This window comes from Paraburkholderia sediminicola, assembly GCF_046027825.1.
Lineage (GTDB): Bacteria > Pseudomonadota > Gammaproteobacteria > Burkholderiales > Burkholderiaceae > Paraburkholderia > Paraburkholderia sediminicola_D.
Map to the genome: position 1 here is coordinate 1 of NZ_JAQQDU010000006.1, position 20,627 is coordinate 20,627.

Below are 20,627 nucleotides of genomic sequence, written 5' to 3' on the forward strand. Positions count from 1 at the left end.
CCTGGCTGCCGGCTATAGCTATACGCGCGCGACGGAGTCGAACGGCATTACGAGCGCGGCCAGCTATCAGCAGTTCAACCTCTCGCAGTACTACAGTCTCTCCAAGCGCACCGGCCTGTACGCGCTGGAAGCCTATCAGCGTGCGGGTGGCCAGACGCTCGGGACGAACGGCAAGAGCATCATCAACGCAACTGCCGATATCGGCGACGGCCAGAACAGCGCGCCGTCTTCGTCACGCAGCCAGTTTGCTGCCGGCGTGGGTATCATTCACCGGTTTTAATCGTGTAGCGAAGTGGCGGAGTCGGTCGACGCCGCCACGGCGACGCGTTTCAGATAAGCGTCGCTCAGAAGTACCTGCTGCGCGCGCAATGCGCGCAGCATTTGCACTTACGCGTCCGGTTCGGACCACAAGCGTCCACCCGTCGCCCAGTTTTCGCGTTTGACGTCGGTGAGAATGATGTCGACTGAGTTCGGCTCGACGCCGAGCGATTCGCAGGTCGCCTTGGTGATGGCTTCGACGAACTGGCGTTTCTGTTCCAGCGAGCGGCCTTCGAAAAGTTCGATATGAAACGTGGGCATTGCGCGACTCCGTGATGAGTGACGTTGGGAAGCGAATTTAATCGCGGTACGTGCGGTCGAGCCGGTCGAGCTTGCGTAGCAAAGCGGGCCATTCCAGCGCCCCTTCGATCGCACCGCCGTCGTACAGTTGGTCGGCTGTGCGCGCGGCTACGGCTTCGCCCGGCACGACGAGTTCGCGGCCGCATGCTTGCGCCTGCAACTGGATTTCGCAGGCCTTGATCAGCGTTGCCATCAACACGTAGGCTTCGGCGACGGTGCGGCCGGCGGTCAGCGTGCCGTGATTGCGCAACAGCATGGCCGGCTTGTCGGCGAGATGCGCGACGAGGCGTTCGCCCTCCGCAGGTGAGAACGCGAGACCTTCATAGTCGTGATACGCGAGATGGCCGTAAAAACGCAGCGCATGTTGTGACGCCGGCAGCAAACCTGCCGGCTGAGCGGAAACCGCCACGCCCGCCGTATTGTGCAAGTGCATCACGCAAAAGGCATCGGCGCGTGCCGCGTGCACGGCGGCGTGCAGCGTGAAGCCGGTGGCATTGACCGGATGCTCGCTCGCGCCGACGATGTTGCCTTCGATATCGATCTTCACCAGGTTCGACGCGCACACCTCGTCGAACGCGAGGCCGAACGGATTGATCAGGAAGTGGCCGGGTTCGCCAGGAACACTGGCTGAGATATGCGTGTAGATCAGGTCGTCCCAACCGTTGAGCGCCGCGAGGCGATAGGCGGCGGCGAGATCCACGCGGGTCTGCTGTTCGGCCTCGGACATCGGCCCGGCCTCGGCAACATGGCCGACGGGCGTGTGGGTGAACGACATGGCAGTCTCCTGAGATTGTCTGGTGGGCGGTGGCTGCGGGCTGAGTCTGGGCGTTAAACCTGCGGGCAGAGTCTGCGGCCCGAATCTGCGGCCTGAATCCGCACCCAACTTTACGGTTCAAGCCCGCGGCCCAAACCTGCCGCCTAACCTGCGCGCCTGGCCGATGCCGACGCCCTGGCTGGTGCTGGTGACCTGACGGGCCGCCCGGCTGCGGTGCGCGCCGATGCGGGCGCTGCCGCAGCACGCGTAAAACGGCCCGTGAGCCACTGCATACTCCACGTCGCGAGTACGAACGGTGCCGTCATGGCCGGCAACGCATAGTAAGCAGCGGCCATTTGCAACACCACCGAAAGCACAACACCGCCTAGCGTCGCAGCGATGCAGTAATCGGCCAGTGCGATCGCGGTCAGCGCACCGTTGAATCCTAACAGGCCTGTGTCGAACGAGCTTGCACTCGCGCCGAGCAGCAGGTGCACGGCGCTCGCGAGGCCCGCGCCGACCAACGCCCACAGCGCATGTCGCCGTGACGCCACGGCAATGCCGATCAACACGAGCAAGCCCGGCAGCGCGCCTGACGCAAAGCCGGTTTGTGCGAACCCGGAAAGTAATCCGCTACTCAATTGCGCCGCGCCGAGCGTGGGCTCAGTCACGAAGCTCGCTGGCTGAGCGACACGCGTGACCAGCGGCAGCCAAAACCACGTGACGATCAAACAGGGGCTTGAGAAATAGCCGAGATCACGCGCGCGCAGCCAGCGCGACCACGGTTCCAGCAGCCACGCGGTGCCCGTCGCGGCCAGAATTGCTACAGCGGCGGCCGTCGCATTGTCGGCGATAAAGCTGAACGCGGCGAGCCCGGCCAGCGCACCGTTAAAGCCGTGCAGGCCGGTGCGTGTGTCGCCCTCCTGGTAGCCGGCCAACACCGCGCTCACGTTGGCCGCGATTGCGCCAATCAGCGCCGCGCAGGCGAGGCGTGGATCGCACAGGAGCCACGCGGCGAGCAGGCATGCGCCGGTGAAAGCGTTCGGTTGCAGCACGATTTGGCCGAAACTGCGCAACAAGGTGGGCAAGGCGGCGGATTGTGCTTCGGTTGCGGCGGCGTGCATGGTTTAAGGGGCGGCGAATTCGATGCGGCGCGACTTTGCCGCGCGCGACTCAGGCGCACGTGGCGGGGTCAGGTTGAAAATGAACCGCGAGCATAGGCTACTGGCGCCGTGCCGGGCATTGCCGGGCGTTGATAGTGGCTATTTGCAACACATGCGGACGAGGGCGCCACGAGCCGAAACGCAGTGCGTCGACGATCCGAAAACTTTCGCGCTACGATAGGAGCCCGGCGCTTGCCGCGCCGTTCCACAGGGAGACAGACGGATGCGTGAATTACGGTGGGCATCGGAAGAGGACGACGGCATCGAACATCTGGCCTTTGACGCGCGTGCGGACGGCTTTGCGGTGGAAAGCGTCGTGGTCGGGCAGCGCTATGGCAAAGCATATGGGCTGCACTATAAGGTGCGCTGCGATGCGCAATGGCGCACCACCTATGCGTGGCTGAAGATCGTCGGCGGGGGTGAGCTGGAATTGCACGGCGACGGCGCGGGCCATTGGCACGATGGCCATGGCGTCGTCCTGAGCGCGATTGAAGGGTGCATCGACATCGATATTGCCGCTACGCCCTATACGAACACGTTGCCGATCCGCCGTCTGCAACTGGCCGAAGGCGAGCGCCAGCCGATTTCGGTGGCCTATATTTCGACGCCGGATTTACAGGTGACGCGTGCGGAGCAGGCGTATTCGTGCATCGAATTGAATCGCGTGTATCGCTATGAGGGCATCTTCCGCAATTTCAGCGCGAACCTGACGGTGGATGAAGACGGCCTCGTGATCGACTATCCGACGCTGTTCACACGCCTGCCGCGCGGGCGTTGATCGTCGCGGCGCCGGCGCCACCGCGGTTTGCCGGATGCTGCCCCCGATGCTGTTCGACAAAGCGCTCGATGCCGGCTGCGATCCGCTCGGGGTCGCGCAAGACGACCCAATGGCCGGCATCGATTTCAGTGCGGGTATAGGCGCCTAGCCAGTCTTCGAGTCCCATGGAGAGCTCGGGCCCGACGTAGCGATCGCGCAGTGGCACGATGAACTGCACCGGCGCATGCGCATGGCGCGCGCGCGGGTGCAGCAACGTGCCGATGAAATTGGCGCGGTAGAGATTCAGACCGTTGATCGCGTTGCGCGTTTGCGCAGGATCGCGCTCAGTGCGGACCCGTTCGGTCAGGCGCAGCCAGAACGGCCACATCCGTGCACCGCCCGCGCGCCACACCAGCTCAGGCAGCACAGGCAGGTGAAAGAAGACGATGTACCAGGATTTGAGCATTTGCCGAAGACCGCTGCCGAACGGGCGCCTGGTTGCTTGATGCGCTGTGGGCCGTTCCGCCCGATCAACGCCAGCATCAGCACCAGCACCGCGTAAGCCGAACGACGCATGATCGAGGCAAGGCCCGGAGATCGACGTGTACGACGCAATGCGGCCGTTGAAGGCCGGGTCGGTGACCGCTTCCCAGCTTTGAATCGATCCCCAGTCGTGGCCGACCAGGTGAAACGGCCGCGCGCCACACGTTGCATCGGCGACGGCCGCGAGATCGGCAGCCAGCCGTTCGAGCCGGTAAGCCGCGCGCGACGCCGGCGCGTCGGATGCTCCCGCGCCGCGCACGTCATAGCTGATCACACGGTAGCGCGCATCGAGTTGCGCGCGCACTGGCTCCCACACTGTCGCCGAATCCGGATAGCCGTGCACCAGCACGATCGGCGGCGCGTCGCGTGGACCGCTCACGTAGACCGCGAGCCGCACGTCGCCGGCTTCGACCGACAGCGTGTCGCGTATCACGCGGCCGCCTGCGCACCGCGCCGCGCAGCTTTGCGAGCGCTCGGCGTGGTTGCGTTGCTGGCGTCGACCGCGGCGACGAGGCCGTCGATGCGCGACAGTTGCGCGCGATTGTCGTGATCCCACGGATGGAAGCTGGGTCGGAAAAAGCTCAGCCATTCACCGGCAATACGCGGAAACACACCGTGACGCGGGCCATACAGATACTTCACGACGCGCCACATGCCGCGGATATGCCCGCCGCGCTTGCGGTCGGCGATCAGCAAACGCACGTGGTAGTCGAACACGATCAGCCAGAACAACACCGTTGTGGAGAGCATCGTGCCTGTGCGCAGCAGGTAGCGTCCGAGGCCAGGCTTCAGCACCGCATTCCACACGTCGTACGAAACCGACTTGTGTTCTGTTTCTTCGAGCGCATGCCAGGTCCACATCTGCGTATAACCTTCGACCGAGCCGCCAATGCGCGAGGCGTCCTCGAGCAGCAAACCGGCGAGCATCGCCGTGTAATGCTCGAGGCAGACGGTGACCGCGAGTTGATACGAATGCGGCAGGATCTTGCGGCCGAAGTTGAGCATCGCCCACAGACGCTTGTCGAGCTTATGCGCGGGCAAGCCGGCTTCCTGCAGCAAATCGTTGTATTCGATGTGCTCGCGCGTATGCATCGCTTCCTGGCCGATGAAGCCGAGCACCTGCTTCTTAAGCACGGTGTCGTCGATCTGGTCGCGGTAGTTGCGCACGCTGTCCATGAAAAAGCGCTCGCCGGCAGGAAATAGCAGCGAAAGCGCGTTGAAGAAGTGTGTCACATGCGAGCCCTGGACGTGCCAATCGGAGGCACGTTCGGGCGGTAAGTTGAAGCGGAGGTCGCGGCGAACCGGCATCATGGCCATTCTCCTTGTAATCCTTTATGTGTTGCTGATCGTTCTGATCGGGTGTTTTGCATTGCGCGCTGTGTGGAGCCCGATGACGGTCGTCGCATCACGCGCGTCGGCCGTCCACTTGCGCGGCGCGGCGTGCGCGCTTTTCCGCAATGCGCTTCATGCGGCGCGTCTGCATCACGACCAGCGCCTGATAGGCCGCCGGCAACGTACGCGCCAGCCAGTCGGCGGCGCGTGCATCGCGGCCGATCAGCACGCGCCGCTTGTTCTTGCGCACGCCGTCGAGAATCACGCGTGCGGCTTCGTCGGCGGTGGTGATGAAAAACTTCTCGAAGTCGTCCTTGCCTTGCTGTTCGGTTTCCAGCATGAAGCCGACCATGTTCGACGAGATCCGGCTCGACTGCGCGATGCTCGTGCGAATGCCGCCGGGGTGCACGCACGTCGCCGACACGCCGCACTTCATCAGATCGAGTTCCTGGCGCAACGCTTCGGTAAAGCCGCGCACGGCGAACTTGGTCGCGTTGTAGCCGCTCATGCCAGGCTGCGAGAAGAGGCCGAACACGCTCGACGTATTGACGATGTGTCCCGCACCCGACGCCTTGATATACGGCAGAAACGCCTTCGTGCCGTGCACCACGCCCCAGAAATTGATGCCGACGATCCACTCCAGGTCGGCGTACTCCATGCCTTCGATGGTGCTCGACAGCGCCACGCCCGCGTTGTTGAACACGAGGTTCACGCGCTGATGCTGCTCGGCCGTTTCGGCGGCCCATTCGAACATCGCGGCGCGGTCCGACACGTCGAGCACACGCGTGGTGATACGCAGCGGCGAGCCGACGATATGCGGCGCGGCGGCCTGTGCGAGTTGCGCGGTTTCGGCGAGGCTTGTCGCATTGCGGTCGGCGAGCGCGAGGTGGCAGCCTTCGCGCGCCAGCCGGATCGCGAGCGAGCGGCCCATGCCCGAGCCTGCGCCGGTGATCGCGGCCACTCTGTCGGTGAAGTTCTTCATTGGCTTATCTCCTGTCCTCTCTGAACGGTGCCTTGTCGTTGTGCTTTTTTTGTCAGGTTGCTTCGGCGGATGTCGTCGCCGCCGTCGTGGCCGCCGTCGTGGCCGCATTGCCATGCGCATGCACCGGCTGCTGCGAGCTCCCATGCCCGCTCAGCGGCTGCGCCGCGGGCGAATACGCGAGGTAGTCCTCCATGCTGAAGGTGCGCGTGGCCTGGCGGAATTTGTAGGCGAATCCCGGCCACAGGGTGGTGTTCTTGCCGGTCTTCGGGTCGAGATACCAGCTCTTGCAGCCGCCTGTCGACCAGATCGCGCGGCCGAGTTTCTGCTGGATCTGTTCGTTGTAGGCACGTTCGACATGCGGACGCACTTCGATCGCATCGGCGCGTTCTGTGTTCATCGTCTTCAGCGCGCGCAGGACATACTCGACCTGTGACTCGATCATGAACACCATCGAGTTATGACCGAGGCCGGTATTCGGGCCGACGATCATGAAGAAGTTCGGGTAACCGGGCAGTGTCGTACCGAGATACGCATGTGCGCCATCGCGCCACGTATCGACGATATCGACGCCGCCGCGCCCGCGCACCACGCCCGCCGGAAACGGATCGGCCACCTGAAAGCCGGTGCCGAAGATCAGGCAATCGGCCGGATGACGCGCGCCGTCGGTCGTGATCACCGCGTCTTCTTCGACCCGCGCGATGCCGGTGGTTGTCACCGACACGTTCTGGCGAGACAGCGCCGGGAAGTAGTCGTTCGAGATCAGAATCCGCTTGCAGCCCATCGTGTAGTTTGGCGTGAGCGTGGCGCGCAATTGCGGATCGGGCACCTGGCGGCGCAGATGTCGTTCCGCGACTTTCTGCGCGGTCTTCATCAGCGAGGGGTGAATCGCGAAACCGAAGGCGCGCGATTCAAGCATGCAGTAGAGCGCCGAACGCATGATCTTCTGCGTGAACGGCAGATGTTTGAACAACCACTGTTCGAACGGCTTCACCGCGCGGTCGGCCTTCGGCATGATCCACGGCGGGGTGCGCTGGAACAGGTTCAGATGCGAGACGCGCGGCGCGATCTGCGGCACGAACTGGATTGCGCTCGCACCGGTGCCGATCACCGCGACGCGTTTGCCTTCGAGCGAATACGTGTGGTCCCAGTGCTGCGAGTGGAACGCCTTCCCCTTGAATGTCTCGATGCCGGGAATGTTCGGGATGGCCGCGCGCGACAGTCCGCCCATGCCCGAGATCAGCACGCGTGCCGACCATTGCTGGCCGTTGGCGAACGTCAGTTGCCAACGGTGGCGGGTTTCGTCGTAGATCGCGGAGGCTAGCTCATGGCCGAAGCGCAGATGACGCTGGATGCCGAACCGTTGCGTGCACTCTTCCAGGTAGGCGCGAATTTCCGGCTGACGCGCGAACATGCGGGTCCAGCGTGGATTCGGGGCGAAGGAGAACGAATAGACGTGGGATTGCACGTCGCAGGCACAACCAGGGTAATGGTTGTCGCGCCAGGTGCCGCCAACCGACTCGGCCTTTTCGGCGATGACGAAATCGGTCATGCCGGCTTGCCGCAGCCGGATCGCCATGCCGAGCCCCGCGAAGCCGGAGCCGATGATGGCGATATCGGTATCGATGGGCGCGGATGCGTTGGGCACCGCGTCGTCGGGGGGCATCATGCGTGCGTTCATCCGATCCGTCTCCTTGTTATTCACTCTTAACTGTTACATTGGTTGATGTAACAATAGGGGCTGTCAAAGGATGACGCAAGCAGCGGGTTAGACGGGGAACTCTATGAAGCGGGGAAGGTTGTGGCGCAAGGCTCTCGCGGCTAAGGCGCGGACCGGGTAGGGCTTGGGGACGGATGCGGAAGCGTGTGACGTTCCGCTATGTGAAAAATACCGGGCGGATTCGCATCGGAAGTCCGCCCGGTTGGTTTGCAGCTTTAACCGTTATTGCATCGAAGCCTTCGGCGCGGCAGTCACGCGAGCCCTTGCGGACTCGTCGGTGTCGTTGCTTTGCACGATATGCAGTTCGCGGGCGCGAACCGGCAGGCCGCATTGCGCGTCGTTGAGCGTCTGGCGGACCTGGCGAGCGAGGTCCCAGCGCATGTCCCAGAACGTGTCGATGTTGGCCCACACGCGGATGTTCAGGACCACGGTGCTGTCGTCGAAACGGGCCACCATCACCTGCGGCGCAGGCTTCTGCAGTACGCGCGGGTCGGCAGCGGCGAGGTTGCGCAGTGCGGCCAGCGCCTGGTCGACGTCGTCACGCACGGAGATTTCCACTTCCAGATCGAGGCGCCGGGTCGGATTACGGTTGTAGTTGCGGATCGAATTGCTCCACAGCGCGCTGTTCGGCACGTATTCGCAAATACCGTCGGATTTCGTGAGACGCGTGGTGAACAGGCTGATTTCTTCGACGGTGCCCGCGACGGTGCCCGTGCCGGCTTCAATCGAATCGCCCACCTTGAACGGCCGCAGCAACAAAAGCATGATGCCGGCCGCGATGTTTTGCATCGTGCCCTGCAGCGCGAGACCGATAGCGAGGCCGGCGGCGCCGAGCACGGCGACGATGCTCGCCGTCTGGATACCCAGTTGCGACAGCGCGCCGATGATCGAGACGACGCGAATGCTCCACAGGGCGGTGTCGCAGATGACCGGACGCAGCGTGGCGTCCATACGCGACTGGCTCGCGAGCAGCCGGTTGAGCGAGCGTGCGACGCGGCGGGCGACCCACCAGCCCACCACCAATATCAATGCGGCCGCGCACAGGTGCATCGCGATCGTGGTGAGTGCGTCCCAAAGGAAGGTCCACTGGTTAGAGTGGATCCCAGCGAGTAGATTCTGCATGGCCTTGACGGTCCTGATTTTTTAATCGACGGCGTGTTGTTCGCCGCACGGATTGTAAGAAGCATGGATGCCGCGGCGTCCGCGTAACGCGCGTGCAGCGTAAGCGCAACGCAATGACGAAGAGGTATCCGGAAAATGACGCGAGTAAAGCGTGCGGAGAAGGGACCGCGTTGCAAAAGGAAAGTTCTACCGGTACACACTTTGTGACACATTGAGTGCCGGACGCGACGGGCGGTGCGTCGATAGCGACGTGACGGGGGTGTGACCCCGTCACGGATTGAAAGCCGGGTGGCGAGTGAAATGTGGCGTTGGCCTGAGCGAATAGGTCTCAAGCCACCGTAGCGTCATGGCCTGATTTGCTACGGATAGCGAAGTAACTGATCGTGCTGAATTTTCGAACTGCTAACGTCTATTTTCCCGCAAGACGACTGGCTGCCACCTCGTGGCTTTGCCAGACGTTGTCTTTCACCGTGATTTTTTGCGGGATCAGATGCGCGCCGTAAAACGCATCGGCGACGATCTGCTGCGAGCGTACGATCTCGTCGGTCACGGCGGTGGTGCCGTACGGATAGCGGCGCACCCAGGTTTCGACCAGCTTCTGATCCAGACCGACCTTCGGCGCGATCAGCGCGGCGGTGTCCACGGGATGATCGTTGGCCCACAGACCGGTGACGCGCAACTGCCTGAGAACTGCGCCGATCACATCGGGATGCCGCTGGGCGAAGTCGCGCGTGGCCTCATAGAAGTTATAGGGGGCGTTGAGTTCCGAATAATCGACCAGTGTGCGGGCCTTCAGCGCCTGTTGTGCGGATGCGTAGTAAGGGTCCCAGATCACCCATGCGTCGACGGTTCCGCTTTCGAAGGCGGCGCGCGCGTCGGCGGGCGCCAGGTAGACCGGGCGAACGTCTTCGTAACGCAGGCCGGCTTTTTTCAGCGCCTCGAGCAGCAGATAGTTCGAACTCGACCCTTTTTGCAGCGCGACGCGCTTGCCCTTCAATTCGGCCACGCTGTGCAGCGTCGAATCGCTTCGGACCAGGATCGCTTCAGCATGACGGCCTGACGGTTCCGCGCCGACATACACGAAGTTCACGCCACCGGCCTGCGCGAACACGGGCGGGGGCGCCCCGGTATAGCCGAAATCCAGGCTGTTCGCGTTCAGGGCTTCAAGCAATTGCGGGCCGGCCGGAAATTCGAACCACTTGATGCTGTAGCCGAGCGGCTTGAGTTTTTCGTCGAGCGCGCCTTGCGCCTTGAGTATCGCGAGCAGGCCCGACTTCTGGTAGCCAATTCGCAGCACGTTGGCCGGCTCGCCGCCGTTGCCCGTGCTGCTGTTCTGCGCGGTCGCGCTCAAGGTGGTGAGCGCCGCCAGTAACGCGGCGGTGACGTGAAGCGAAATACGGGTATGACGGGCCATGCTGCGAATCTCCATTGCGTTCGATCGATTGATCGAAGATCGTCGCATGGACGTCCCGCGGATCAAACGAAGCAATGCAGATTTGAATATGACGCGGGCACGAACGCGGAGGAGGGCATGAATGCGCCCGCGTAGGCGGCGACAGGCAAGGCGCTTATCGTATAACGCGGGTGGCCGCGAGCGCCCGCCTCTCTGCCTATTTTTTGGGTTTGTCTTTCTTTGCCGCAGCGCGTTCCGCGGCGGTGCCCTCGGACGGGTGGCCCAGCTTCTTTTCCATGATCGCCGCGACGCGGTCGCCGAGATAATCGCCGGAGGCTTCTTCCAGTGCGCGGTTCATTTCGCTTTCGACCAGTACCATTGCCAGCGGCCGCACACGCCAGATCGCGTCGACGAGGGCGGGCACGTCGGCAGGCGGCGGCAGCGCGTCGGCGTCGTAGCGATCCAGTTGACGGACCACCAGATCGACCAGCGCCTTGGCGACCGCATTGAAATGCGGCCTTGCGACGCCCACGGCGTCGAGCAGGTCGGCGAGCGGAATGCCTTCTTTCGCCATGGTCGCGCCGGCGGCCAGCGCCGTAGGGTTGCCGGACACGAAGGAGAGGCCGTTGCGCTCTAGCAAACCCAGGTCGACCGCTTTGCCGAGCGCGCTCGGCGAGGCTTTGTCGCCGAACATTTGCAGCAGATCGATCAGCGAGTATTTTTTCGGCCGTTCGCGCGACCAGCGGCCGCCGATCGCGGTCTCAAGGCCGAGGATCGAACGCAGATCGTGGCCTTCGTCGACGGCCATGATCAGATCCTGGATGTTCGCGAGCGTGTAGCCGCGCGTGAGCAGATGGTTGATCAGCTTCAGGCGCGACACATGCGTGTCGTCATACACGCCGACGCGGCCGCGCTTTTCCGGTGGCGCGAGCAGGCCGCGGTCCTGATAGGCGCGCACGTTGCGCACGGTGGTGTCGGTGACGCGCGCGAGTTCGTCGACCGTGTATTCGTTGCGCGGCGTGTCGCTTGCCGGGACGCTCGGGGCGTCGGGCAAGGGCGGAAAGGGGGGCGGCGTATTGGGCATGGGGGGATTTTAACGCGCCGCACTTAGTCGCAAATTGCGATGATCTGGTTCAACTGCTCGCACGCCGCTGCAAAGACTTCATCCGGTACACGTTTCCACGGATGCGCTTTCGCACCCCGCGCTCGCCAGTCGAACGACTTGGGCTGGTGTCCAAGCACGTAGCTCGTAACGTTTTTCGGCCCCTGAAACTTGATGGCAAACGGATTCGTGTCGTTGAACGCGGCTGCCGTCATCGGGAGTCCGATAACGATGCTGGTTCGCTCGTTGAACGGCTTCGGTGACAGGACCAGCATGGGGTGCAAATCCTTCATCTCGCGGCCGACCTGAGGGTTGCAGTCGATCCAGATAATGTCGCGGCGATCCGGCACCCACAAAGCGCCTGCCATCAGACCACCTCCGCACCGATGCGCCCGGTGACCATCGCCTCGCTGCCGTGCGTTGCAGGATCGAACTTCGCCAGCTTCTCCGCGAGCGTGAGCTTGCGCGGGCCAACCGGCTTTACCGTCACGCCGATCTCGTCGGTTGTCACCTCGACTTCCTGGCCGACCTCGAAATGCGCCGAGCGTGCGATAGCTGCGGGAATGCGGACAGCCAGACTGTTCCCCCATTGCTGGATCGTGAGCGTCGCTGTTTTTGGCATGATTCCGATCTCCTATGAGCGTTTAAACAAGTTTATACGCTCAGTCGGAATGTTTCAACATGTTTATACGCTCAGCAGGCAGGACGTTAACAGCTTAAGCCGCCTCTCCGAGGCCGGGGTGACACTGGGCGCGTTATCCGCGTCCCTGCGCGACGTCGTCCGGCACGGTCGAATCGCCGAGCCCCAAGGTGCGCTGCATCAGCGTGGTGTCGAGCCAGCGGCCGTGCTTGAATCCGACTGCTTTCAACGTGCCGGCCAATTCGAAACCCAGTTGAGCGTGCAGCGACAGCGATCCGCCGCTGCCGCCGTCGGCGATCACGGCGACCATCTGGCGCCACGGTCCGGTTTCGCAGCGTTCGATCAGCGCCTGCAATAGGACGCGCCCGAGGCCTCGGCCGCGATACGCGTCGCTTACGTAGATCGAATCTTCGATTGTGTTGCGGTACGCGGCGCGCGGACGGTACGGCGTCGCGTAGCAATAGCCGGCGACTTCGCCGTCGATCTCGGCCACCATGTACGGCAACCCGTGACTGCGCACCGACGCGAGCCGTGTGCGCAGGTCGTCGACGGAAGGCGGGATTTCTTCGAACGACGCGACCCCGGTCAGCACATGGTGCGCGTAGATCGCCTGGATCGTGGGCAGATCGGCTTCGGTGGCGTCGCGGATCACGGGCGGGGTCAGCGGCGCCTGGGTGGCAGAGTCAGCGGAATGGGGCGTGGAGGGGGCGGGGCGCGTGGTGCTCATACGGGTTCCTGTTGTGGCCGGCGAGTCTGCGGATACGTTTTACTATGCCCGCCGCGCGCGAGAATTTGAAGCGAGTCAAAAATCGCCCCGATCTATAGGCAGTATTGGTGCATGCATAGGTGACTGGCGCGATTCCGCGCCCGGCCATGCGGCCGTGGCGGGCACTACGGATTTTCGTCGCAAAGATGCACGCGTGTAGCGGGCGTTCCGGCGATTAGTTATGCGAGTACGTATCCGGCTGGGTCACATATGTCCACGATGATGCCGGTGATGCTTTGCCTTGTGCTTCGGCTTGGCCGGGGCATGTTCCGCGGGTTGCGGTTGCTGCTGGGCTTGCATTGGTTGTGGCTGTTGAGCCTGCGCGCCTGGCGCGGGTGCCGGGTGGGTATTGCCGGACGGCAGCGTGCTCAGGCCTTCGCCGAAGCGAAAGGCTTGCGAGGTTTGCGCGTACGCGGTGGCGGACAGCGTCAGGGCGGCGATCGCCACGCAAATCGAAAACTTCATGAATCCATCCTCCTTCTGAACGAGCCGGTGAGGATACCGCAATGCGGCTTGCGGCTCCTTCGGCGTGCGCAGGCGGATTCGATTGGAAGGATTGATTCGTGAATTCGCCTACCGCGCGGGTGCAGCCGGAAGCATTGATTCGCCATTTAGCATCTACCACCCGCTGTCGGAAGCACCCGATCGTCACCGGGCATCACGCTCCAGTTTGCGGAAACACCGGTTCGCCAAGCGTGAGCATCAGGCGGTTAGCCCACGCGAAGATCGCGATCGCGTGCGTCAGGTCGAGAATTTCCGCGTGCGTCAGGCCGTTTGCTTCGAGTCGCTTGATCGCGGCGGCATCGACTTTTTCAGGGTGGTCGGTCAGTTCGATCGCGTACCGGATGATCGCGCGCTCGCGCTCCGTGGTTCCTGCCGTCGACGGGTCGTCGAAAACCTGCTCGATCGCGTCGGTCCGTTTGGCGAGCTGGCCGAATCGTTGCGCATGCACCGAAGCGCAATACACGCAGCCGTTCACGCGCGACACCACGGTGCTGGCGAGTTCGCGCTCGGCGCGCGGCAGGCCGCCTGGCGCATACATGATCGCGTTGAAAACCCCGGAGCGCTGGCGCAGGATGTCTGCCTGTTGGACCAGCAGCAGGTAGTAATCGGAGGTTTTGGCTTGCGGATGGCTCTCTTCGAGTACGGCGATCTGCTCGGGCGTGGCGTCGGCGAGGCTGACCGTGTCGAGCCATGCGCGCCAGCCGAGCGTATCGAAGGTGAAGCCGTTGAGCCGGTCAACCGGCGATGCACTGGTAGTCACTTGACTCATGCTGCCTCCTGGGCGGCGCGCAATGCCTTCAGGCCTGCTACCACGCGCAATTGATAAGTGACGAACGCAATCAATTGCGACAACGCGACGATGCCGCGTGTCGTGATACCGGCTTGCTGCAGCGTTTGCGCATGTTCGGGGCGTGCTTCGACTGGCTTCAGCGTCAGCAGCTTGACGTGAGAGAGGATCGCGATCAGGCGGGCGTCGGTAGCAGGGTCGAGTGTGCCCGCTTCGATTGCATCGAGCGTGACCGGCTGCGCGCCGGCGGCGATGAGCTTCGCTGTGTAAGCATCGGCGAGATCGTCGGCCAGCGAGAGGCGCGCGGCGTACCATGCGGCAAACAAACGCTCGTGCAGCGACAGGTCGGGCAACGCGGGATCGAACAACGCGTCTTCGCTGCGTTGCGTGTGCAGCACGACTTTCTCGCGGGCATGGCGGATCGCGGCGAGCGGGCTGCCCGCTGGCAGGCCGGCGAGGGTGTCGACGGTATCGATGGAGTCGAGGGTGTCGGTGCCTTCGGTACCTGCAAATGCGGACGATTGTGTTAGTGACGCGAGGTCGGTCATGTCTGCTCCGGCGGGTTAATCAGTGTTTTCAGCGGTGTTCTCTGCTGGCAGGCGAGCGTGCGGCGTGTCGGACAATGCATCCGCATCAGTCCATTCATCCCCTCGCAACTCCGCTGTATCGAAGGCGAGCAGCGCCTGGTAGTGACGCTCGCGATCCGCGTCGAACAGGCGGCTCGCGATGCCGCGCGCAAGACGCTGCGCGCCGTCGCTGATCGCCGGGATGTCGCCGGACAGCTTTCCATGGCTGAGACTCGCCGCATGATTGAAGCAATGAATCTGCGTCAACGCTGCGCAGGTGCCGGGTTCTCGCTCCTGAAACGCGAACGCGGCGCCGAGGTCCGGCGACTTGGCCAGTTCGTACGAAGGTAGCGACGGGTCCGCCCGATAGCGGTCTTTCCAGCGCCGCACAAAACGGGCGAATGGAGCGAATTCGGCACGCGTGGCGATGTCCGAGTGAAAGCCGGTCGCGAAGATCAGAAAGTCCACCACGTAGCGATCTTTCGGTGTCTTTACCGCGAGCGCACCGTCGAGTTCGTCGAGCGAAACCACCGGGCTACCGACGTGAAAGCGCGCACTGGCATGGCGTGAAACCCGCAGCACGCTATCTCGCGGCGGAGGCGTTTGCTCAGTCTGTGCGTAATGCAGGAAACGCCATTTCGATGCGTCCTCGAGATCGGCGAAACCATGCACAAGGCCCGGACTGCCGATGCCGGTCAGCTTGTTCACGCGTGGAATGTCGTCGCGGCGGATAAACAGATCGACGCCGGCCGCACCCGCTTCGAGCGCGGTCGCTGCATTGTCGAAGGCGGACGCGCCCGCGCCCACAACACCGACGCGCTTGCCGGCCAATGCGGCGAAATCGATTGCATCCGCGGAATGCGCCCAGTAGTGGCGTCCAACCGTATTGGCGATAGCCGGTACCGATGGACCGCCCAAGCCGTCGCGTCCGGTGGCGAGCACGACATGCCGCGCGAGCACCGTGCGCGGTGCGCCGGTTTCAGCGAGATCGAGTTCAAGCAGGCCGTCGTCGCGCGGACGCAGCGAGGTCAACTCGGTGTCGTTATGCACCGGCAGATCGAGCACATGGCGATACCAGCGCAAATAGTCCATCCATTGCGTGCGCGGAATCTTGTAAAGCGCATCCCACGCGGTGCCGCCGAATTGCGCTTCGTACCACGCGCGAAACGTGAGGGCCGGCATGCGCAGGGCGGGGCCTGTGAGCTGTTTGGGCGAGCGCAGCGTTTCCATTCGCGCGAACGATACCCACGGGCCTTCGCGTCCCGATGGTGCGCGGTCGAACACCTGCAGATTGTCGATGCCGAGCCAGCGCAGCTCCGCCGCCGCAGCGAGCCCCGCCATGCCACCGCCGATCACGGCGACATCGAGCACGCGTTCAGCGTTGGCGAAACGCGGTGGGACCCATGAGGGCGCGGGCAATTCCAGCCAGCGCAGATCTTCACGCAAGCGGGCTTCGAGTGCGGCAAGGCGATTCATACTGTGTGTTCCGGATGTTTGATGCGCGCACGAGAGACGCGCGTTTCGCGCTGCAGCAGCGCATCGTGTTCCTGGGCGGGATGCAGCACCACGCCTTCGAGCAGTTCGCGGGTCGCGTGTTCGATGGATTGCAGCAACGCGTCGACGGCGGCGCGGCGCGGTTTGCCCGCCGGCGTTACAACGCCGAAGAAAAACGGAATCGCGCAGTCGAGCGGCCGTGCCGTCACGCCTTCGATCGACAGGCCGAGACCTGTGGCGGGATCGACGATCGCAACACCGGCGCCGGCGCGAGCGGCCATCACCGCGTTCAACGACGCATTGGTTTCGAGGAATACATCGGCGGAAATGCGCGCGGCCGCGAACGCCGCATCAATCCGATGCCGCAACCGAAACCGGTTCGCCACGGTGACGATGCGCCGGTTCGCCAGATCGCGCAGCGCGATATGCGGCTGCGCGGCGAGCGGGTCGCCGCTCTGCACGAGCGCCACGCAGGGCGCTTCGGCGATCCAGTGGGTATCGAGTCCCGCGTGCCCAATCGGCAAGGTGACCAGACCGATATCCGCGGTACGGGTCAGGACTTCATGCACGACGTGTTCCGCCGACAGACTGCGTAGCTGGAATTGCGGCGCGTGACCGAGCGGCGGCAGCGCGGCGATCGCGGGCGGCACGATCGACGCAGCGAGCGCGGGTGTGGCCGCCACGCGCAGCGGTTCCGCTTCGCCGAGACCGATGGCGCGCGCCCGTTGTTCGATGGTCTTGAGGCCGATCAGCGAGCGCTCGACTTCCTCGTAAAGCAGGAATGCACGATGCGTCGGCGTGACACGCGGACCGTTGCGATTGAACAGCGCGTAGCCGAGATCCGCTTCGAGCTCCTGAATCTGGCGCGTGACAGCCGGCTGTGAGCGTTCGAGCAAACGTCCCGCACCGGTGATGCTGCCGGCGGACATGACCGCCGAAAACGCTTCGAGTTGATGCAGCTCCATGACTCGCCCTGGCAATTCGGTCTGCGCATTGTAGGGTCGTCTGAATGCGGGATTTATATAATCAATTCCGATATCGACAGCGCAAAAAATGCGAAGAGGATTGGTGGGCGAGTGCGTAGCGTCTCGGGTTTTGTTCTGTACGGCGCGGGTCGAAAGAGAGAAAGATCAATTGCATCAAGGGGATGCCTTGGTGTGTCTGCATATGACCATGTGCTGAGGCTCATCACGTTGTCTTGTGCGAGCTAAGGCATGTTCGCCAACGTGATAACCATATTCCCAAAACTTCGTTGGGTCGTCCGAATTCACCGTGGTTACATGGCCTCACTTTGAAGATGGGAGTCGGGGCAAACATGAAACACGTATCCAAATCGTCGCGGAGCAACTGGTCACGCTGGTTGAAAACGCTTCCGGTGCTCGCCGCAGTGATAGGCATCGCAGCAACCTCGCCGGTCTATGCTGGCGCCGCAGCGGGCGAACCGTATCTGATCGGCGTGAGTGGACCGCTTACCGGACAGGACGCGCAATACGGCACGCAATGGAAGCGCGGCTTCGATCTCGCGTTGGAGCGGATCAATAGCCAGGGCGGCATCAAGGGCCGCCCGCTTGCCTACGACTTCGAGGACAGCCGGAGCGACCCGCGCCAGGCCGTATCGATCGCGCAGAAGTTCGTCGGCGATCCGCGCATTCTGCTGGAATTGGGTGACCTGTCGAGCACGACCTCGATGGCGGCTTCGCCCATTTATCAGCGCGGACAACTCGTGCAATTCGGCTTCACCAATTCACACCCCGACTTCACCAAGGGGGGCGACTACATGTGGAGCACGGCACTGAGTCAAGCTGAAGAGCAGCCGCTGCTCGCACATTACGCGACGAAGGAACTCGGCTTCAAGCGCATTGCCGTGCTCTATCTGAATACCGACTGGGGGCGCACCAGCAAAGAAATTTTTGCGAAAGCCGCCGCGCAGGATGGCGCACAGGTCGTCGCGGCGGAAGGCTATCAGCCGACTGAAAAAGATTTCCGCGCGACGCTGGTGCGCGTGAACGAAGCGAAACCCGATTCGCTGGTGCTGATCTCGTACTACGCGGACGGTGCGCAGATCGTGCGCCAGGCGCGTTCGTCGGGTTTGACGCAACCCATCGCCGCAGTGGGCTCGGTCTATTCGCCGAAGTTTCTCGAACTGGGCGGCGAGGCCGTGAACGGCGTATTCACCGAATCGAATTTCTTCCCCGGCGACAAGCGGCCTGAAGTGCAGGACTTCGTGCAGCGTTATCGCGCGAAGTACAACGGCGAGCCCGACACCTTCGCCGCGCGCGCTTACGACGCGATGATCGTTTCGGCGGAAGTCATGCGCCGCTATGGCGTGACCCGTCAGGCGGTGCATGACGGCCTGAAGCAGATCAAGGATGTGCCGAGTCTTATTTTCGGCAAGGTGCAGTTTGATCCGCAGACGCGCCGTGTGGCCGGCGCGCGCAGCGTGTACCTGGTCGTCAAGGACAATCAGTTCACGCAATGGGACGGTGCGAAGCCGCAGATCGTTTCCAAATAACGGTTCAGTAACGCTCACGTGTCTGCTTCTCACCGGATCTGAATGCTATGGCTTCATGGCTTGACTACACGATCAACGGACTGATCGTCGGCAACATCTATGCGTTGCTGGCGGTCGGCCTCGCGCTGATCTTTGGCGTGTCGCATCTGATTAACTTCGCGCACGGCTCGGTGTACATGATCGGCAGCTTCATCGGCTGGCTGTGTCTGACGCGGTTCGGGTTGCCGTTGCCGCTGGCCTTGCTCGCGGTGGTGCTCGGCTGCGGGCTGCTGGGCATCGCGATCGAGCGCATCGGCTTGCGGCCGCTGCAGGGCGCGGCACGCATTGCCCCGTTGCTCGCCACGATCGGTATCAGCTTCGTGCTCGATCAGTGCGCGCAGTTGCTGTTCGGCGCCGATCCGCGGCCGGTGCCGAGTACGCTGCCTGATTGGCATTTCCGTCTTGGTGGCGCGACAATCGGTTCGCTGGATCTGCTGATTGCCGGTATCGGCGTGACGGCGGCTGCCGTGCTTTATGTGTTCCTGCGTTTCACGCGCCTCGGTTGGGCCGTGCGCGCAACGGCGCAGGACCGGGACGCGGCGCAGCAGATGGGCGTCAACGTCAACGGCGTCAATCAGGCGGTGTTTGCGATTGCGTGCGCGCTCGGCGGCGTGAGCGGCTTGCTGGTCGGCATGTACTACAACAGCATCGATCCGGCGATGGGTTTCCAGGCCACGCTCAAGGGCGTGGTGGCGTTGCTGATCGGTGGTCTGGGCAACGTGCCGGGCGCGATTGTCGGCAGCCTGCTGCTGGGTCTGGTCGAGAGCTATGGGGTGGCGATCTTCGGCACCAGTTACCGCGATCTGTTCGCGTTCGTTCTGCTGCTGTTGTTTCTGGTGTGGCGGCCCAACGGACTCTTTAGCGGCAGCCGTCGTTTGCCGCCCGAGCCGATGACCGGCACGTTCCTGTCCGCGGGCAAAGCGGTGAAGGTGCCGCGCGCCGTGGTGATCGCGCTTGCGTTGGCGGCGGTTGCGCTGCCGTTCGTTGCCAGTTCGTCCTATCTCCTGCAAACACTCACCAATGCCTGGCTGTACGGAATGTTGGCGTTGAGCCTGACACTGGTGGCGGGCACGGTCGGGCAGATTTCGCTCGGTCATGCCGCGCTGCTGGTGATCGGGGCGTACGCGTCTGCGTTGCTATCGACGAATCTCGGCTGGTCGCCGGTCGTGACGATCTTTTGCGCGGGTCTGATCACCGCCGCGCTCGGTACGCTGCTGGTCTATCCGGCGTTCCGTTTGCGTGGGCACTACGTGTCGATTGCAACGCTCGGTATCGGCGAAGTGGTGAGCCTCGTGATCCTCAACTGGGACAGTCTGACGCGCGGCCCGCTCGGCATCGCCGGCATTGCGCCGCTGTCGGTGTTCGGCTGGACGCCGGACAGCGCGCGGGCGATCTACTGGTTCGCACTGGGTGTGCTGATCGTCCTGGCGCTGCTGCAAACGCGGCTGTTGGGCTCGCATCTGGGGCGCACGCTGCGTGCGATTCGCGAAGACGAGGTCGCGGCGCGCTCGCACGGGATTCGCCCGAACCGCTACAAGGCGATTGCTTTTGCGTTCGGTGGGTTGGCCGCCGGCATTAGCGGTGGGATTGCGGCGCATCTGTATAGCTACATCAACAACCAGACCTTCGACTCGCAGGTGTCCATCCTTGCCTTGACGATGGTGATTCTCGGCGGCCTCGGCAACGTGCTGGGTGGGATCGTTGGCGCGGTCGCGTTGATCGGCTTGCCGGAGATTTTCCGCTGGGCCGCCGACTATCGGATGCTGATCTACGGCCTGGTATTGCTGCTGCTGGTGCGGTTCCGGCCGCAGGGTTTGCTGGGAACGGTATGACGGA

General features: G+C 63.3%; 21 protein-coding genes and 1 pseudogene. 4 read left to right on the forward strand and 18 right to left on the reverse strand.

The window, feature by feature from the left end:
- Positions 1 to 280: pseudogene (locus PQQ96_RS04630) on the forward strand (porin); the annotation flags it as partial.
- Between the two features lie 107 nt (positions 281 to 387).
- Here PQQ96_RS04630 and PQQ96_RS04635 read toward each other — a convergent pair.
- The 3 genes from PQQ96_RS04635 to PQQ96_RS04645 form a co-directional block, all read right to left on the reverse strand.
- Complete coding sequence (locus tag PQQ96_RS04635; RefSeq protein ID WP_408289749.1) at positions 388 to 621, reverse strand: 4-oxalocrotonate tautomerase; 234 nt, start codon at positions 619 to 621, stop codon at positions 388 to 390.
- On the reverse strand, positions 617 to 1,393 hold the full coding sequence (locus PQQ96_RS04640; RefSeq protein WP_408289392.1) for a class II aldolase/adducin family protein: 777 nt from the start codon (positions 1,391 to 1,393) through the stop codon (positions 617 to 619). The genes PQQ96_RS04635 and PQQ96_RS04640 overlap by 5 nt, the downstream gene beginning before the upstream one ends.
- A gap of 143 nt (positions 1,394 to 1,536) precedes the next feature.
- On the reverse strand, positions 1,537 to 2,496 hold the full coding sequence (locus PQQ96_RS04645) for an urea transporter (RefSeq protein WP_408289395.1): 960 nt from the start codon (positions 2,494 to 2,496) through the stop codon (positions 1,537 to 1,539).
- Between the two features lie 262 nt (positions 2,497 to 2,758).
- Here PQQ96_RS04645 and PQQ96_RS04650 point away from each other — a divergent pair, with 262 nt between their 5' ends.
- Entirely contained in the window at positions 2,759 to 3,313 is a 555-nt protein-coding gene (locus tag PQQ96_RS04650) for a putative glycolipid-binding domain-containing protein (protein ID WP_408289398.1), read from the forward strand.
- On the opposite strand, the gene PQQ96_RS04655 is transcribed toward PQQ96_RS04650, so the two are convergent.
- The 15 genes from PQQ96_RS04655 to PQQ96_RS04725 form a co-directional block, all read right to left on the reverse strand.
- Entirely contained in the window at positions 3,288 to 4,268 is a 981-nt protein-coding gene (locus PQQ96_RS04655; RefSeq protein WP_408289401.1) for an alpha/beta fold hydrolase, read from the reverse strand. The two genes, PQQ96_RS04650 and PQQ96_RS04655, sit on opposite strands and share 26 nt — an antisense overlap.
- The gene (locus tag PQQ96_RS04660) at positions 4,265 to 5,146 is read right to left on the reverse strand and encodes a metal-dependent hydrolase (RefSeq protein WP_408289404.1); all 882 of its coding nucleotides are present in this window, start codon (positions 5,144 to 5,146) and stop codon (positions 4,265 to 4,267) included. The genes PQQ96_RS04655 and PQQ96_RS04660 overlap by 4 nt, the downstream gene beginning before the upstream one ends.
- 94 nt (positions 5,147 to 5,240) lie before the next feature.
- Positions 5,241 to 6,149: an SDR family NAD(P)-dependent oxidoreductase gene (locus PQQ96_RS04665; protein WP_408289406.1), complete on the reverse strand. Its 909-nt coding sequence runs from the start codon at positions 6,147 to 6,149 to the stop codon at positions 5,241 to 5,243.
- A 52-nt stretch (positions 6,150 to 6,201) separates the two neighbouring features.
- Positions 6,202 to 7,827, reverse strand: a complete 1,626-nt coding sequence (locus PQQ96_RS04670) for a flavin-containing monooxygenase (protein WP_408289409.1) — start codon at positions 7,825 to 7,827, stop codon at positions 6,202 to 6,204.
- 261 nt (positions 7,828 to 8,088) lie between these two features.
- Positions 8,089 to 8,988, reverse strand: a complete 900-nt coding sequence (locus PQQ96_RS04675) for a mechanosensitive ion channel family protein (RefSeq protein ID WP_408289412.1) — start codon at positions 8,986 to 8,988, stop codon at positions 8,089 to 8,091.
- Between the two features lie 409 nt (positions 8,989 to 9,397).
- Positions 9,398 to 10,402 carry a sulfonate ABC transporter substrate-binding protein gene (locus tag PQQ96_RS04680; protein WP_408289414.1) on the reverse strand — a complete coding sequence of 335 codons (1,005 nt, stop codon included), beginning with the start codon at positions 10,400 to 10,402 and terminating at the stop codon, positions 9,398 to 9,400.
- A 196-nt stretch (positions 10,403 to 10,598) separates the two neighbouring features.
- Entirely contained in the window at positions 10,599 to 11,465 is an 867-nt protein-coding gene (locus PQQ96_RS04685) for a MerR family transcriptional regulator (RefSeq protein ID WP_408289417.1), read from the reverse strand.
- Positions 11,466 to 11,488: 23 nt separating this feature from the next.
- The gene (locus PQQ96_RS04690) at positions 11,489 to 11,851 is read right to left on the reverse strand and encodes a type II toxin-antitoxin system PemK/MazF family toxin (protein ID WP_408289420.1); all 363 of its coding nucleotides are present in this window, start codon (positions 11,849 to 11,851) and stop codon (positions 11,489 to 11,491) included.
- The gene (locus PQQ96_RS04695) at positions 11,851 to 12,105 is read right to left on the reverse strand and encodes an AbrB/MazE/SpoVT family DNA-binding domain-containing protein (RefSeq protein ID WP_408289423.1); all 255 of its coding nucleotides are present in this window, start codon (positions 12,103 to 12,105) and stop codon (positions 11,851 to 11,853) included. The genes PQQ96_RS04690 and PQQ96_RS04695 overlap by 1 nt, the downstream gene beginning before the upstream one ends.
- A gap of 133 nt (positions 12,106 to 12,238) precedes the next feature.
- Positions 12,239 to 12,850 carry a GNAT family N-acetyltransferase gene (locus tag PQQ96_RS04700; protein WP_408289426.1) on the reverse strand — a complete coding sequence of 204 codons (612 nt, stop codon included), beginning with the start codon at positions 12,848 to 12,850 and terminating at the stop codon, positions 12,239 to 12,241.
- A 243-nt stretch (positions 12,851 to 13,093) separates the two neighbouring features.
- Complete coding sequence (locus PQQ96_RS04705; protein WP_408289429.1) at positions 13,094 to 13,354, reverse strand: hypothetical protein; 261 nt, start codon at positions 13,352 to 13,354, stop codon at positions 13,094 to 13,096.
- A 193-nt stretch (positions 13,355 to 13,547) separates the two neighbouring features.
- Positions 13,548 to 14,162: a peroxidase-related enzyme gene (locus tag PQQ96_RS04710; RefSeq protein ID WP_408289431.1), complete on the reverse strand. Its 615-nt coding sequence runs from the start codon at positions 14,160 to 14,162 to the stop codon at positions 13,548 to 13,550.
- Positions 14,159 to 14,728 carry a CMD domain protein gene (locus PQQ96_RS04715; protein WP_408289433.1) on the reverse strand — a complete coding sequence of 190 codons (570 nt, stop codon included), beginning with the start codon at positions 14,726 to 14,728 and terminating at the stop codon, positions 14,159 to 14,161. The genes PQQ96_RS04710 and PQQ96_RS04715 overlap by 4 nt, the downstream gene beginning before the upstream one ends.
- A gap of 15 nt (positions 14,729 to 14,743) precedes the next feature.
- The gene (locus PQQ96_RS04720; protein WP_408289435.1) at positions 14,744 to 16,222 is read right to left on the reverse strand and encodes an NAD(P)-binding domain-containing protein; all 1,479 of its coding nucleotides are present in this window, start codon (positions 16,220 to 16,222) and stop codon (positions 14,744 to 14,746) included.
- Positions 16,219 to 17,205: a LysR family transcriptional regulator gene (locus PQQ96_RS04725; protein WP_408289438.1), complete on the reverse strand. Its 987-nt coding sequence runs from the start codon at positions 17,203 to 17,205 to the stop codon at positions 16,219 to 16,221. The genes PQQ96_RS04720 and PQQ96_RS04725 overlap by 4 nt, the downstream gene beginning before the upstream one ends.
- A 350-nt stretch (positions 17,206 to 17,555) precedes the next feature.
- Here PQQ96_RS04725 and PQQ96_RS04730 point away from each other — a divergent pair, with 350 nt between their 5' ends.
- Positions 17,556 to 18,752, forward strand: coding sequence for an ABC transporter substrate-binding protein (locus PQQ96_RS04730; RefSeq protein ID WP_408289441.1), 1,197 nt, complete (start codon positions 17,556 to 17,558; stop codon positions 18,750 to 18,752).
- Between the two features lie 47 nt (positions 18,753 to 18,799).
- Positions 18,800 to 20,623: an ABC transporter permease gene (locus PQQ96_RS04735; protein ID WP_408289443.1), complete on the forward strand. Its 1,824-nt coding sequence runs from the start codon at positions 18,800 to 18,802 to the stop codon at positions 20,621 to 20,623.
- The last annotated feature ends 4 nt before the right edge of the window (positions 20,624 to 20,627 follow it).

Excerpts from the sequence above, each read along its gene's own strand:
- PQQ96_RS04720 (WP_408289435.1), bottom strand. The coding sequence starts at position 16,222 with ATGAATCGCCTTGCCGCACTCGAAGCCCGCTTGCGTGAAGATCTGCGC.
- PQQ96_RS04680 (WP_408289414.1), bottom strand. The coding sequence starts at position 10,402 with ATGGCCCGTCATACCCGTATTTCGCTTCACGTCACCGCCGCGTTACTG.
- PQQ96_RS04700 (WP_408289426.1), bottom strand. The coding sequence starts at position 12,850 with ATGAGCACCACGCGCCCCGCCCCCTCCACGCCCCATTCCGCTGACTCT.
- PQQ96_RS04705 (WP_408289429.1), bottom strand. The coding sequence starts at position 13,354 with ATGAAGTTTTCGATTTGCGTGGCGATCGCCGCCCTGACGCTGTCCGCC.
- PQQ96_RS04690 (WP_408289420.1), bottom strand. The coding sequence starts at position 11,851 with ATGGCAGGCGCTTTGTGGGTGCCGGATCGCCGCGACATTATCTGGATC.
- PQQ96_RS04650 (WP_408289398.1), top strand. The coding sequence starts at position 2,759 with ATGCGTGAATTACGGTGGGCATCGGAAGAGGACGACGGCATCGAACAT.
- PQQ96_RS04640 (WP_408289392.1), bottom strand. The coding sequence starts at position 1,393 with ATGTCGTTCACCCACACGCCCGTCGGCCATGTTGCCGAGGCCGGGCCG.
- PQQ96_RS04665 (WP_408289406.1), bottom strand. The coding sequence starts at position 6,149 with ATGAAGAACTTCACCGACAGAGTGGCCGCGATCACCGGCGCAGGCTCG.
- PQQ96_RS04685 (WP_408289417.1), bottom strand. The coding sequence starts at position 11,465 with ATGCCCAATACGCCGCCCCCCTTTCCGCCCTTGCCCGACGCCCCGAGC.
- PQQ96_RS04735 (WP_408289443.1), top strand. The coding sequence starts at position 18,800 with ATGGCTTCATGGCTTGACTACACGATCAACGGACTGATCGTCGGCAAC.
- PQQ96_RS04675 (WP_408289412.1), bottom strand. The coding sequence starts at position 8,988 with ATGCAGAATCTACTCGCTGGGATCCACTCTAACCAGTGGACCTTCCTT.
- PQQ96_RS04725 (WP_408289438.1), bottom strand. The coding sequence starts at position 17,205 with ATGGAGCTGCATCAACTCGAAGCGTTTTCGGCGGTCATGTCCGCCGGC.
- PQQ96_RS04660 (WP_408289404.1), bottom strand. The coding sequence starts at position 5,146 with ATGATGCCGGTTCGCCGCGACCTCCGCTTCAACTTACCGCCCGAACGT.
- PQQ96_RS04710 (WP_408289431.1), bottom strand. The coding sequence starts at position 14,162 with ATGAGTCAAGTGACTACCAGTGCATCGCCGGTTGACCGGCTCAACGGC.
- PQQ96_RS04695 (WP_408289423.1), bottom strand. The coding sequence starts at position 12,105 with ATGCCAAAAACAGCGACGCTCACGATCCAGCAATGGGGGAACAGTCTG.
- PQQ96_RS04670 (WP_408289409.1), bottom strand. The coding sequence starts at position 7,827 with ATGAACGCACGCATGATGCCCCCCGACGACGCGGTGCCCAACGCATCC.
- PQQ96_RS04730 (WP_408289441.1), top strand. The coding sequence starts at position 17,556 with ATGAAACACGTATCCAAATCGTCGCGGAGCAACTGGTCACGCTGGTTG.
- PQQ96_RS04645 (WP_408289395.1), bottom strand. The coding sequence starts at position 2,496 with ATGCACGCCGCCGCAACCGAAGCACAATCCGCCGCCTTGCCCACCTTG.
- PQQ96_RS04715 (WP_408289433.1), bottom strand. The coding sequence starts at position 14,728 with ATGACCGACCTCGCGTCACTAACACAATCGTCCGCATTTGCAGGTACC.